Source organism: Microbacterium sp. Y355 (assembly GCF_059445345.1).
Window position 1 is genome coordinate 1,912,330 of sequence record NZ_JCAIUD010000001.1, and the last position, 13,093, is coordinate 1,925,422.

Here is a 13,093-nt window from a genome sequence, read left to right on the forward strand (position 1 = left end):
GACCGACTCACCGACCGGATGCTGTACGCCACTGCTCCCAGAGCGCGACCGCTGCACGCTCGTCGACTGCGGTGAACACCGGCCCAGAAGCGGGGCCAGTGGTCGGCTGACCGTCATCTCCGATCACCGCACCGCCGGCCTCCGTCACCACGAGGAGTGCGGCGGCGTGATCGATGGGGCTGTAGCGGTGCACGACCGCACCAACGCCCCGCCCGAGCGCGACTCCAGACAGCGTCGCCGTGCCGGAACCGGGAATACGCACGGTGCAGTGCCGGGCACCGAGGCCGTCGATCAGCGCGTGCATCCCTGGCCAGGCGATCGCACCATCCAGCTCGGTCGTCACGATCGATCCGGCCAATGGGTCACCAAGTTCAGACGGAGCCGTGCGAATGCGAACGCCAGCACGCCACGTACCTCGTCCGACCGCTGCGACAACGGGGAGCGGCTTGCTCACCCCGTGCTCCGCGTCACCGACCGGGTCGAGCACCGCCGCGACGACCGGCCGGCCATTTTCGACTAGAGCGAGGGAGAAACTGGTCCACGGCACTCCGTTCGCGAGATTCGCCGTGCCATCGATCGGATCGACGTACCAGCACGGACGAGCACCGTCCGCCGATCCGCCGTATTCCTCCCCAACGATGTCGTGCTCGGGGAATTGCGCACGCAGCGCGGTACGCACATGGCGCTCAATTGAACGATCCGTCTCAGTTACGTGGTCTGCCGGACCGGTCTTCGTCTGCACTTCACCGACACCTCGCCGCCGCGCCTGTACGGTCAGCTCCGCCGCGTGCGCGGCCAGTTCCGTCACCACGGCCAGCTGGCGGGCGGTGTCATCCGCGTCTCGCGCCACGACTGCATTTCGCACCATGACCGGATCGTTCGAGGTGATCGAATCCACACCTAACCCGGCCATGTGCGCGGCCTGCGCCGCATCGTCGATTGTCCACACCGCGACCTCGATACCCAACTTGTGCACGGCCTCGACGACGGGTGCGCTGACCGCGAGGTGCTGCATGTTGACGATGCTCGGACGTAGCAGGGCCAGATCAGCCTCGTCGGGCGGCTCCGCCTCCGACCACGGCATCCAGATCGCCGCATCCGGCAGTTCGGCCCGCACTCGCGTCATCGCGTCGAGATCGCCACACCATGCAGTGCGCACGTCGGATGACGTCGCCCGCACCACCGACGCCGCAGCAACCGCAGGCGCCGACTCATCCATGTCGATCAGGATCGTCGCATTCGAACCGTTCATCACCTCGAGTGCCTCCGACAACAGCGGGATGCGCCGCTCAGCGAACCCGACGCCGCGCAGCGTCTCCAGATCGACATCCGACACTGCCCGCGGGTCTCCCCACAGCCGCTCGAGCGTCGGGTCGTGCAGCAAAACCACCTCCCCATCGCGAGTGAGCCGGACGTCGATCTCGATCCAAGTCACGCCTGCGGCGAGCGCATCGCTGATGGCTTTGAGCGTGTTCTCCCGCGCACCACCTACCCGCTCCGCGTGCAGGCCACGATGCGCGACGATGCGCGCTGCGTTCTTGTTCGTCTCGCCCAGTGTGCGGATCATGCTGCCACCGTCTCTGCTGTTGTTGATACCTCTAGTCGGCCGTCGCGATAGCGCAACCCGCGAGCGATGCGGATGCCGACCATCTCACCGACGGCCGGGGCATCCCCGGAGACGAAGGCGCGAAGCGTCGTACCGCGCACCTCTACGACGACCTCGGTGAAGTGTCCGTGCGGCAACACCCGAGCGACATGCCCTGGGAAGCCCCCAGACTCCAGCCGGATGTCCTCAGGGCGCACCATCCAGTGCGCTCCAGGCTCTCCGTCCCCGAAGTCCAGTGCCGTCAGGCGATTGCCAGTGCCGATGAACTCCGAGACGAACTCCGTGGCCGGATGCCGGTACAACTCGGCTGGCGTCGACACCTGCTCGATGCGCCCGCCGTTCATGACGGCGACGCGGTCGGAGATCGCCAGCGCCTCCTCTTGGTCATGCGTAACAAGCACGGTCGTGATGCCCAGTCGCTGCTGAATATCCCGGATCTCCTCGCGAACGCGAACACGAAGTTTCGCGTCGAGGTTGGAAAGCGGCTCGTCCAGCAACAGCAGCTTCGGGCGCTGCACGAGGGCTCGCGCGAGCGACGCTCGCTGCTGCTCTCCCCCGGATATACGCGCTGGCTTGCTGTCGGCGTGGTGCGCGAGGCCCACGAGATCGAGCACCTCGGCGACGCGCTCGGCAATCTCGCGCCGCGGAACGCGCGCAACCTTCAGCGGGAAGGCGACGTTCTTAGCGACAGTCATATGCGGCCAGAGTGCGTAGTTCTGGAACACCATCGCGCTCGGTCGTCGCTCAGGCCCGAGGTCCGTCACGTCGGTTCCTGCGACCTCAATGCGCCCCTCATCCGGCGAGAGGAAGCCGGCGATCATGCGCAGTGTCGTCGTCTTTCCGCACCCGGACGGTCCTAGCAACGAGAGCATCTCACCATCGGCGATGTCGAGGCGCAGGTCATCGACGATAGTGCGGCCGCCGAGCTTCTTGGTGAGCCCGACCAAGCGGAGCCCGGCGTCGGTCGACGGAGAGTTTGCGGCAGGAGAGACGGTGGCAGGAGAGACGGAGGAGAGAACGCTCACGATGGTCCTAACGGATCTGGAAGCCTTCGGCGAGCTGACCGCCCATGATGTATTTGCGAGTCAGCAGCAGAAGGATGACGGAAGGGATAGACAGCAGGATCGCGAAGACCGCGGCAACCTGCTTGGGATAGTTCAAGACGAGCGAGTACATCTCGGTGGGCATGGTCATGTACGACGGCGCCCCGACGAGGTAGGTGCCCTGCGCTTCGTCGAAGGATGCGAGGAAAGACATCACCGCGGCGACGAGGATGCCGGGCAGAGCGAGCGGCAGCGTGACGGAAAGGAACACACGGATCCGCCCCGCTCCGCTGTCTCTGGCGGCCTCTTCGAGCGAGCGCGGTACCGCGGAGAACGCAGCGGCGGGAATCCACGTCATGAACACCACGGTCCCGATCACGTGCACGATGACGATCCCGAGCGCCGTCTCCATGAGGTTCAGCCCGTAGAAGACCGTGGCCATCGCAACGAACAGGCCCATCTTTGGGAAGGCATTCGTCGCGAACAACCCGATGAGAAAGACCCGGCGACCAGGGAAGTTGAAACGCGAGAACGCGTAGGCGGCGGGCAGACACACGGCCGCCGAGACCAGCACGGTGATCGGTGCGAAGAACAGTGTGTTCTGCATCGCGGAGAACAGCTCTGCCTCGGCGAAGACAACACCCCACCAATCGAGGGTGAGTCCGTCCGGAAGCAGGTTCGGATACGTCCAACTCGTCGCGAACGCGTGCATACCGAGCCAGACGAGCGGACCCAGCACGAAGAGCGCGATGAGAACAATCAGCACCGTGGTGAAGACGCGGGAGCCGATCCGTCCGGCGGTGGCGGTCGCTCTGGCGGTGGCTGCGGTGACGGTGGCGTACATCAGATGCGCCCCTCCTGCTTGGCACCTCGGAAGTTTGCCCATACGTACAGTGCGGCGATTCCGGATGCGATCACGAAGACGACCACGGCGATCGCGGCCGCCTGCTGGGGTTGGTTGAACGACTGGAAGTATTTGCTGATATCGACTCCCAATTGCTGCGGGGCGTTCGGACCGGTGAAGTACGGCACGGTGAACTGGCCGAGGACGCCGATCGCGGTAAACGTGGCGGCGATCACGAGCGGGATGCCAGCCATCGGGACCAGGACGCGCGCAATGATTGTCGCGGTGGATGCCCCGGCGTCACGTGCCGCATCGATGAGAGCATCCGGCACTCCCTGCATCCCGGAGGCGGCCATGAGCAGCGCGAACGGCAGATTCACCCAGATCGAGGCGATGATCACGCCGGTGACTGTGAACCCGAAGATCGGTCCCTCAAGGCCGAACTGAGCGAAGACGCTGCGCAGGAAGCCGTCACCGGAGTAGAACGTGAGAATCGCCCATGACGCGATCACGACAGGGATGAACAGCGGGATGACGCCCAGACCAGACAGCAGCGACCCGAGCCAGCCACCCTTGAGGCGAAGAATCACGGCGATCCCCACGGCGATGCCCAGCGTGCACACGGTCGAGCACACCGTCACCAGCACCGTCGCGACGAGGTCGCGCCCGAACCGCGGGTCGGCGAAAAGCTGCCTATATGCCTCCAGCGTGATGAATCCGTCGGCCGTGTGCACGTCCTGCCCGATGGCTGCGGCCGTGCTGTTCAGTCCGCCCGTCATCCCGAAGCTGAATCCGATGGACAGCAGCACAGGGAGGCCGACGAAGAGGGCAAGCAGCAGCACGGGTGGCAACGCCATCGAGAGGCCGATGCCGGCGTGACGTCGTTCGAGGCGCTGCGCGGGGGTGGCTGCGGGGCGCGCGCTCGTCTCGGCGCGCGCCCCCATCACTGTTGCGGTCATGAGTGGGAGTTCCTCAGGGAACCAGTTGGTCCCAGAGATTCGACATGTCGTTGTTGACCTCGCTGTAGTAGCCGGGGCGCAGTGCTGAAGGATCTGCATCCTCGAACTTCGCGGCTAGGTCGGTAGACATCAGGCTCAGGTCGATGACCGGATAGCCGGAGATCTGCTCTGCGATGATCTGCTGTCCATCGGGGCTCAGCACGAAGTTCGCCAGATCGCTGGCGCCCTCGGTGTTGTCGCTCGTGCGCGGGATGCCCAGGTACGAGGCGTTGCCGGTGAAGGTGGGGTCGCTGATCTGCGTGTAGGCGACGGTCTCAGGAATGAGGCCGCTCTCGACGGAGGTAATGAACTGGTCGCTCCACACCGGGGCGATGCTGATCTCGCCGCTGCCGAGCAGCTCGAGCACCTGCGAGTTCCCGTTCGGGTAAACGCCACCTTGGTACATCGCCGGGCCGAGTTCCTTGAGCTTGTCGAAACCGGCATCCCAGCCAGCCTCGAGGTCCTTCTCGTAACCGATACGGAGGGCATCCTGGTCTTCCTGCGAGAGGAAGCTGTCGAGCACCGTCGTCACGAACGCACCGCCCGAGCCACCGGTGGACGGGGAGTTGTAGGCGAACTGACCTGGGTTCTGCGCGATCCACTCCAACAGATCATTGAGGGTCTGCGGCGGCGCGTCGACCTTGGCGCTGTCGTAGGCGAGCAGCACAGAGGAGGCGCGGTACGGGATGCCGAAGCCCTTGCCTGCGGTGACAGTGTCTTCGGGGACGTCGGCGAGGCCGGAGATCACGTCCTCATCGACCTCAAGAAGCGTCCCCGCCTCTGCCGCGCTGGATGCGACGAAGCCGCCATCCACCAGGTCGAAGCCGGGGTCATCGCCCGCCTCAGTGGCAGTCACCAGTTTCGCAACGGTCTGCTGATCGTGTTCGCCATGGAGATCGATCGTCGTCGTCACCGTGACGTCCGGGTGAAGCTCCTCGTAGGCCGGGATGATGCCCTTCTCCCAAAGATCCTGCACATTCGTGTCGCCCGAGATGAAGACCGTGATGCCGGTCCCGCCCTCGGAAGACGCATCGGCTGCCGAGCCGGAGGATGCCACGGGAGCGCAGGCGCTGAGCAGACCCGCTGCGGTGACGGCGCCGAGCGTCACAGCGAGGACTCGCTTCTTGATCACGATGAAGACCCTTCAATCAGTCAGAGTGCGCGACGGTCATCGCACCGTTTCGATGGAACCGGCCTATCGTGTCCGGCCGATGAACGTCCGGTTATGAGTCAGCGGAGTGGGAGAGAACAATCGCAACGTTGCGATTTCGGTCGCTAATGTAGAAAACCAGGAGGAACCAGATGAGCATGACGACCGGGCGTGGGCGCAATGGCCGCATCACGATCGCTGATGTCGCCGAACGCGCAGGCGTCTCCACATCAACCGCTTCGCTCGCGTTCCGCGATCCGGAACGCGTCATCCCGCGCACCCGCGAGCGCATCCTCTCGGTGGCGGACGACCTCGGATACGGGGGCCCACACCCCGTTGCGAGCTCCCTACGTAGTGGGCGCAGCGGCATCGTGGGAATCGTCATCGCCGAACGGGTTCGGTACGCATTCCAGAGCCCCGTCACTGTGGCGACGATGGACGGACTGTCGGAGGTGCTCGACGACGGCGGATACGGTCAATTGCTCCTGGCGGGCAGAGCGAGCAAGTCCGGACGCCCCGAGCCGCTCCGCACTCTTCCGGTCGACGCGTTCGTCTTCGCCACTCGAGGTGAGGAATTCGACGATCTGCTTCCCCTCGTCAGGGCCAGAGGCGTTCCGATCGTCGGCATCGAAGGACCGCACGCAGCTGACATCACCACGGTGGAAGTCGATGACCGCGGCGGCATGCGGGCAATGGCCGAGCACGTCGCCCTGCTCGGGCACCGGCGGGTGGGAGTTCTCATGCGCACGACACAGCTGGACGGACGTCATCCGCCCGGGGGCGTCGAACCGATCGGCGCACGGCTCGATACAATCGCGAACCGCACCATCCGTGGCCGTCTCGAAGCCGTGCAGAGTGTGTTCCCGGGTGCGATCAGAGTCGAGGCCGGAGGCCGTGACTCTGCCGCCGGCGCCGCGGCGGCTCATGTTCTGCTGGATTCCGCCACCGCGCCCACCGCGCTCCTCGCGCAGAACGATGTGCTCGCCTCCGGCGCGCTCACGGCCGCGAGAGAGCGTGGGCTTCGAGTGCCGGAGGACCTCACCGTGACCGGGTTCGACGGCGTCGCACTGCCGTGGTTGGACCGGCCACTCACCACAGTGCGGCAGCCGCTGCACGAACGCGGTCGTCGAGCCGGTGAAATCGTTACAGCCCGATTGCGGGGAGAGACCCCCGACAACGTGATGCTTCCCGTCGAACTGATCGAGGGTTCGACCGCCGCACGACCGCGATCTTGACGCGCAGTGCAACGCGGGCGCCGTCCGTCAGCTGCGTCAACCCGTCGCTTCGCGCTTGCGCTTTGCACGCTGTTCCGACGACAGCGCCTGCAGATCTACGAGGCGAAGCGCCTGCATCCGCGCCTCGCGCATGACCTCGTACTCGGGATCTTGGTCTGGACGCATGCCCTCAACGTGCAGTCGACGATCGAGATTGCCTCGCACTTCACCCCAGGCGGCCTCCCGCGCATCCTCCACGAGCGCGCCCAACTTCTCGGGGTCTTCCGACATCGCCCTCAGCCGAGCGGCGACGCCAGCCGACTGCTTGGCGCGGCGGCGGAGGTTGCGCACATCACGGTCACGGTAGTCGTGAGTACCCGACGGATCGGAGTGCCGGCCCCGCGCACGCCGTCGCAGTGTGGTCACCATCTCGGCTGCCTGCTCGGCTTCCGTCGCCATCGCATTCAGCGCTTCGCGCGCGACTTCGAGGTACTGGGCGGCGTCGAACACTCCGCCCTTGGCGATCGTGCCGACGAGGATCTGGTTCTTCACCGCCAGTCGGGCCGCGGCCGTGGCAATGGCGACGCCCTCGGCGATAGCATCCGCAGTTCGTCCCACCACAACCTCCTTTCAAATCGTACCGTTACCCACCGACCTCAGTGTCAGCCAGAATAGAAGACAACAGGTTCTCCCCGCCTGCAACGACGCGAACGGCGCATATCTGATGCGCCAGGAGGAGGATTGGATGCGACAGCTCACCCTGGCCGGACACACCACCGTGATCACCGGCGCCGCCAGCGGCATGGGCGCGGAGATCGCACGCCAGCTTTCCCATGCCGGCGCACATCTCGCTCTGCTCGACCACAACGCCGCGGCTCTGGCCTCCTTGGCCTCCGAGCTGCCAGGCACAGTCACGACTCATATCGTCGACCTACGTGATGACGACGCCGTGTCCGAGTCCGCCACAGCCATCATCGCCGCGCATCCGCAGATCAACGCCCTCATCACATGTGCCGGCTCCTCGATGCTCGGCAGCCTCGAGCAGCTCACCATGGAGGAGATGCGCTGGCTCGTCGACGTGAACCTGTGGGGCACGGTCTCGATCACGAAAGCGCTACTGCCTGCGCTGCACGCGGCGCCCGCAGCACACATCACCCACCTCGCCAGCGTCTACGCGCTCGCGGCCCCCGCCGGACGCATCCCCTATGCGATGAGCAAATTCGCCGTGCGCGGCTTCTCCGAAGCTCTGCGGCACGAGTTGGAGGGCAGCACGGTGAGCGTCGGTGCGGTATATCCGGCCGGCGTGCGCACTGGCATCATCCTGCATGGCCGCTACGCCGCGGCCATCGATCCCGCCGTCGCCGCACGCGCGGCGTCAGCCCAGGCGGAGATGTACCACACCGAACCGGCGGATGCTGCGGCACGCATCATCCGTGCCATCGAGCGACGCAAAGTCCGCACAATGGTCGGGCGTGAAGCGCGCCTCATCGACGTGCTGGTGCGGCTGTCCCCGACCAGCTACTGGCGTGCAATGCGCGGGGCGCTGCGGCAGGCGACTGATACGACGACGCCGGTGAGCTAGCAGCCGTCAGCGCACCGAGCCCACCCAGATCGCCGAGGCCCAGACCTGCTGATCGCCGTCGCATCCCACCGATCCCGGGTAACCGCGCACGAGCGCCATGCAGTTCGCGAGGAACTCAGGATCCCCGCCGAACAGCGCGTGATAGGCCGATGAGGAGTTCAGCGATCCCCACACCTGAAACTGGTAGATGTGGCCGAGCTCGTGCGCCATGGCCCAGTTGAGGCGAGAATCGCTCCAACCGGCCACGTCAGCGCGGTACTTGATGTAGCCGTCACTGTTCGCGCACGCGGGCGCGGATCCTCCTGCGCACGATGCTGACTCGTAGAGGCCGACTCCGCCGCCCCCGACGCGATCAAGCGCGGCACGCACCCTGGCGTATCCGTCCGGTCCACTACTCGACCACAGCGGCCCCGCGGCGACTGGAGCGTTTCGCTGAGCCGCCTCCCACGTGCCGAGTTCGTCGTTCACCTTTGCAGCGAGCGCGTGGATCGTCGCCGCCGCGTTCGTCACGACTGCGGGATCGTCACGCTCGGCGAGCACCGTGTCTTGTGTAGCGATCGCCGCCGCGCGATGCGAAGCCGTGTCGAGCTTTCCGTCGGCCTTCTCCAGCACACCACTAAGCGCTGCGATTTCAGCGACGAAGTCAGGCCGCACTGCCAGCACCGCATCCAGATCAGCTTTCTCGTCCTCGTTATATGCGATGAGTGACTCGATGTAACCGCCTCGAGCGGTTGTTGTGCCGATCTGCGCCTGCAGGCCCCCGGCCTGAGCGATGAGGTCTGCCCTCTGACTGTCTAGTGCCTGAGCCTTGGCGGTCACGGCCCCTCCGCCGATCAGCATGAGGCTCATGATGATCGCAACTGCCCGCCGAAACGTCACTTCAGGAACCCATCAGAATCGGCCAGCTGCGCCTGCTGCTCAGCAATTGCCGAACGCAGGGTTGTCAGCGTCTCGGCATGCGTCAGGTTCAGCTCGCGCGCGCTTTCCAGCCTCTGCTCCAACACGACGACGCTCTGTCTGGTCTGTTCCAGTGTCGCTTCACGTTCCTGATCGGCGAGTACGACAATTACGGCCCCGCTCAGAAGCAGAAGGCCGCCCAGCGTCAGTGCGACAATTCGCATGCATGTTCCCAGTGATCGGAGTCCCCCTCCGCGCTCATAAATCTAGCCGTTCGACGATGCAGTCAGTGACGCCGCTTTTGCGAAGCGCTGTTCAGCGTCCCTTCGCCCCGCAGCCAAATGCCGAGACACCAACAGCTTCACCAGCTCGACATCACGCGACGCGATCGCCTCAAACAACCCCCGGTGTTCCGCCGCCATTGCCACCAGATCATGGTGCGCACCGAATACCCACTTCAGTCGCGTGGCGAAGACCTCGACCAGCTCAGTGAGCATGTCATTTCCTGCCAGCACTGCCATGTACTCGTGGAATGCACCGGCGAGGTCGCGAGACTCACACACGTCGCCTGCATTTGCTGCACGCTCCTCCCGCTCCAACAGTTGCCTCAAACCCGCGAGGCCCTGCTCGTCGTGCCGCTCTGTCGCGTACACGAACAGCAGTGCCTCGATGGACTCGCGCACCTCGGCGAAGTCCTGGATGTCGTTAAACGTGAACTCGCGCACGACAGCCCAGGTGCGAGGGCGGGCGATGACGATCCCTTCAGCTCCGAGCGCGCGGATCGCCTCGCGCACCGGCAGTCGGGAGACATTGAGTTCGGCGGCGATATCGCGTTCAACGAGCTTCGATCCGGGCATCCTTCTGCCCAATACGATGTCTTCCCGCAAAATGCGCGTCACGCGCGCCGATTCAAGCTCCCCAGATGTTTCCCCCATGCGACGCATTCTCGCATTCATCTGCGGTTTTGACCAGGTTTGGTATCCCATTCACTCTGGTCTTCACCGACTGGGAGAAAACTCACACCGTGGTCAGTCTCCCGGCGGGCAGGATGCCGACCGCAACGGGCTTGCCCCGAGTGTTCGACCACTGGCTCCAGGACCCCGGATACACGCGCGCACGAATTCCCGCATACTCCAGCGCAAACGCCGCGTGCGTCGCTGCGATCCCCGAACTGCAGTACACGGCGACGTCGGTGTCGGCAGTCACACCGGCGCTGGCGAAAATACGACGCAGCGCATCCGGATGCTGCAGACGGCCATCGCTTCCGACTGTCGCCATTGCGGGCAGATTCACCGCGCCGGGGATGTGGCCCGCAATGGGGGTACTCGCCGTACGCGTGCCGTTGTACTGTTCAGGGCTGCGTACATCCAGCAGCACCCCGTGCTCGATGAAGGCATCGATCTCATGGATCTCCAGCACGTCTGACATGGGGTCCTGACTGAGCGAGACATTGCCGACAGCGGGGCGAACGTCACCGGCCTCGACCGGGAGCCCCTCGCCCACCCACGCACGGATGCCACCATCAAGCACTCTGGCGTCGACCCCAGAACGCCGCAGCAGCCACCACAGGCGGGCTGCCGGCACACTCCGGTTGTCGTCATATCCGACCACGATGTCGCCGTCGTCGAGACCCCAGTCGCGGGCTGCGCGCTCAAGGTCAGACTGCTCTGGCAGTGGATGCCGCCCATCTTCAGGCTGCCCTCGATGCGCGAGCTCGCGCTCCAAATCCACGTACGCCGCGCCGGGAAGGTGCGCCCGCACGTACTCTGGCCTGCCCTCCGGCCGATCGAGTCGCCAGCGCACATCGAGCAGCCGCACGGTGGGGCCGGTGCGATGCTCTGCGGAGCGTTGCAGATGCAGGAGCTGCGCCACGCTGACGAGTTGAGTCATTCCATCAGCATCCGCGTCAGTCGTTCAGCCGTCACTGGCCGATGACACGCACGTTAACGAAGCGTCATGCTGGGACATGAGAGTCCCGCATACTTCGCCTCAGTTCAGCTTGCGCAGCGCGTCTTCAGCGGCAACCCAGGCGAGCATCGCGCACTTCACCCTTGCGACGTAACGCGAAACGCTGCCGAGGGCCGCCGCATCGCCGAGCAACTCCTCATCGGGCTCGATCTTGCCCCGCGAGCGCAGCGCCTCGCGGAACGCGTTGATGCGCGTTTCGATCTCTGGCACCGTCATGCCTTCGACGAGTTCTGCGAACAGCGACGCCGACGCCTGCGAGATCGCACAGCCGTGGCCTTCCCAGGCGACCGCCTCGATCGTGCCGTCTGCTGCCGGATGCACCTGCAGTGTGATCTCGTCGCCACAGGTGGGGTTGAGTTGATGCGACTGCGCCTTGACCTCCTCACGGAGGCCGAAACCGTGCGGGGTGCGGGAGTGGTCGAGGATCAACTCCTGGTACAGGTTCTGCAATTCGCTGGAAGTCATGAGCGCACTCCGAAGAATTCGATGGTCGCGGCGACGCCCTCAATGACGGCGTCGACCTCGGCCTCGGTCGAGTAGAGGTAGGTGCTGGCGCGGGTCGACGAGGTCACGCCGAGACGGCGGTGCAGCGGTTGCGCGCAGTGATGCCCGACCCGAACGGCGATCCCGCGGTCGTCGAGGAACTGTCCGACATCGTGCGAGTGGATGCCGGGGATGTCGAAGCTCGCCAGCCCCACCCGCGGCAGATCGATGCCCGCGCCGAGCACGCGCACCCCATCGATCGCGGAGAGCCCGTCGACGAGGCGCTGACCGAGATGCTCTTCGTGGGCGGCGATCCGCGGCATCCCGACGGCTGTGAGGTAGTCGATGGCCGCGGCGAGCGCGATCGCCTGCGATACCCGCTGGGTGCCGGCCTCAAACCGCTGCGGCGGCGGCAGATACTCGGCCTCGGTTGTGGTCACGGTGGTGATCATCGAGCCACCGGTGAGGAACGGCGGCATCACTTCGAGCAGTTCGCGACGTCCATACAGGGCGCCGACGCCGGTCGGTCCGAGCATCTTGTGCCCGGAGAGGACGGCGAAGTCGACGTCGAGCGCGCGGACGTCGAGCGGCAGGTGCGGCGCGGACTGACAGGCGTCGAGCAGCACAAGGGCGCCGACCTCGTGGGCTGCGGCGATGATCTGCTCGACCGGGTTGATCACGCCCAGCACGTTGGAGACGTGGGTGACGGCGACGAGCCTGGTGCGCTCGTTGATCGGGGCTTCGTCGAGACGAAGTGCCCCGTCGTCATCGATCGGGATCACGCGCAGCGTCGCGCCGGTGCGCGCCGCGAGTTCTTGCCACGGGATGAGGTTGGCGTGGTGCTCCATCTCGGTGGTAACGATCTCGTCGCCGGGACCCAGCCGAAGCCTCTCAGCTGCCACACCCCCACGGCCGAGGGATGCGTTAGAAAGCGAGTACGCGACGAGATTGATCGCCTCGGTGGCGTTGGAGGTCCATACGATCTCGTCGTCGTCTGCGCCGATGAAGCGCGCGAGCGTGCTGCGCGCGTCTTCGAACGCCTCGGTCGCCTCGGCGGCGAGGGTATGCGCGCCGCGGTGCACCGCGGAGTTCAGTGTGGTGGCGAATTCACGTTCCGCATCGAGGACGGCCAATGGGCGCTGCGAGGTCGCGCCGGAGTCGAGATAGACAAGCGGATGCCCGTTCACCTCGGTCTGCAGGATCGGGAAGTCTCTGCGGATGCCAAGAATTTCAGCATCCGTCAGAGGAAGGTCTGCAGGGGTGGTCGAGCTCATCCTTCAAGTTTCTCATCTGGCCGCTCCCCCCGGG

Annotated in this window: 14 protein-coding genes; 2 read left to right on the plus strand and 12 right to left on the minus strand. The window is 65.4% G+C overall.

Annotated elements, in window-relative coordinates; genetic code table 11:
* Positions 1-7: 7 nt before the first annotated feature.
* The 5 genes from AC1C2O_RS09245 to AC1C2O_RS09265 are packed head-to-tail and all read right to left on the minus strand — an operon-like array spanning position 8 to position 5,623.
* A complete protein-coding gene (locus AC1C2O_RS09245; protein ID WP_495430138.1) occupies positions 8-1,567 on the minus strand; it encodes an inositol monophosphatase family protein in 1,560 nt (519 codons plus the stop codon).
* Complete coding sequence (locus tag AC1C2O_RS09250) at positions 1,564-2,631, minus strand: ABC transporter ATP-binding protein (protein ID WP_495430139.1); 1,068 nt, start codon at positions 2,629-2,631, stop codon at positions 1,564-1,566. The genes AC1C2O_RS09245 and AC1C2O_RS09250 overlap by 4 nt, the downstream gene beginning before the upstream one ends.
* A gap of 7 nt (positions 2,632-2,638) precedes the next feature.
* Positions 2,639-3,493 (minus strand): ABC transporter permease, encoded by an 855-nt coding sequence (locus AC1C2O_RS09255; RefSeq protein ID WP_495430140.1) that lies wholly within the window; start codon positions 3,491-3,493, stop codon positions 2,639-2,641.
* Positions 3,493-4,452 carry an ABC transporter permease gene (locus AC1C2O_RS09260; RefSeq protein WP_495430141.1) on the minus strand — a complete coding sequence of 320 codons (960 nt, stop codon included), beginning with the start codon at positions 4,450-4,452 and terminating at the stop codon, positions 3,493-3,495. Before AC1C2O_RS09260 ends, AC1C2O_RS09255 begins: the two co-directional genes overlap by 1 nt.
* Positions 4,453-4,465: 13 nt before the next feature.
* The gene (locus tag AC1C2O_RS09265; RefSeq protein ID WP_495430142.1) at positions 4,466-5,623 is read right to left on the minus strand and encodes an extracellular solute-binding protein; all 1,158 of its coding nucleotides are present in this window, start codon (positions 5,621-5,623) and stop codon (positions 4,466-4,468) included.
* A gap of 170 nt (positions 5,624-5,793) precedes the next feature.
* Here AC1C2O_RS09265 and AC1C2O_RS09270 point away from each other — a divergent pair, with 170 nt between their 5' ends.
* Positions 5,794-6,876: a LacI family DNA-binding transcriptional regulator gene (locus AC1C2O_RS09270; RefSeq protein WP_495430143.1), complete on the plus strand. Its 1,083-nt coding sequence runs from the start codon at positions 5,794-5,796 to the stop codon at positions 6,874-6,876.
* A 36-nt stretch (positions 6,877-6,912) separates the two neighbouring features.
* On the opposite strand, the gene AC1C2O_RS09275 is transcribed toward AC1C2O_RS09270, so the two are convergent.
* Entirely contained in the window at positions 6,913-7,473 is a 561-nt protein-coding gene (locus AC1C2O_RS09275) for an asparagine synthase (RefSeq protein WP_495430144.1), read from the minus strand.
* A gap of 127 nt (positions 7,474-7,600) precedes the next feature.
* On the opposite strand from AC1C2O_RS09275, the gene AC1C2O_RS09280 reads away from it, so the two are divergent.
* Complete coding sequence (locus tag AC1C2O_RS09280) at positions 7,601-8,437, plus strand: SDR family NAD(P)-dependent oxidoreductase (protein ID WP_495430145.1); 837 nt, start codon at positions 7,601-7,603, stop codon at positions 8,435-8,437.
* 6 nt (positions 8,438-8,443) lie between these two features.
* Here AC1C2O_RS09280 and AC1C2O_RS09285 read toward each other — a convergent pair whose 3' ends face one another.
* The 6 genes from AC1C2O_RS09285 to AC1C2O_RS09310 all read right to left on the minus strand — a co-directional run bounded on the left by AC1C2O_RS09285 (position 8,444) and on the right by AC1C2O_RS09310 (position 13,059).
* On the minus strand, positions 8,444-9,286 hold the full coding sequence (locus AC1C2O_RS09285; RefSeq protein WP_495430146.1) for a hypothetical protein: 843 nt from the start codon (positions 9,284-9,286) through the stop codon (positions 8,444-8,446).
* Positions 9,287-9,312: 26 nt separating this feature from the next.
* Entirely contained in the window at positions 9,313-9,558 is a 246-nt protein-coding gene (locus tag AC1C2O_RS09290) for a hypothetical protein (protein WP_495430147.1), read from the minus strand.
* 42 nt (positions 9,559-9,600) lie between these two features.
* Positions 9,601-10,269 (minus strand): GntR family transcriptional regulator, encoded by a 669-nt coding sequence (locus AC1C2O_RS09295; RefSeq protein WP_495430148.1) that lies wholly within the window; start codon positions 10,267-10,269, stop codon positions 9,601-9,603.
* Positions 10,270-10,351: 82 nt separating this feature from the next.
* Entirely contained in the window at positions 10,352-11,224 is an 873-nt protein-coding gene (locus tag AC1C2O_RS09300; RefSeq protein ID WP_495430149.1) for a sulfurtransferase, read from the minus strand.
* A 99-nt stretch (positions 11,225-11,323) separates the two neighbouring features.
* On the minus strand, positions 11,324-11,767 hold the full coding sequence (gene sufU, locus AC1C2O_RS09305) for a Fe-S cluster assembly sulfur transfer protein SufU (protein WP_495430150.1): 444 nt from the start codon (positions 11,765-11,767) through the stop codon (positions 11,324-11,326).
* Positions 11,764-13,059: a cysteine desulfurase gene (locus AC1C2O_RS09310; protein WP_495430151.1), complete on the minus strand. Its 1,296-nt coding sequence runs from the start codon at positions 13,057-13,059 to the stop codon at positions 11,764-11,766. Before AC1C2O_RS09310 ends, sufU begins: the two co-directional genes overlap by 4 nt.
* Positions 13,060-13,093: the final 34 nt, after the last annotated feature.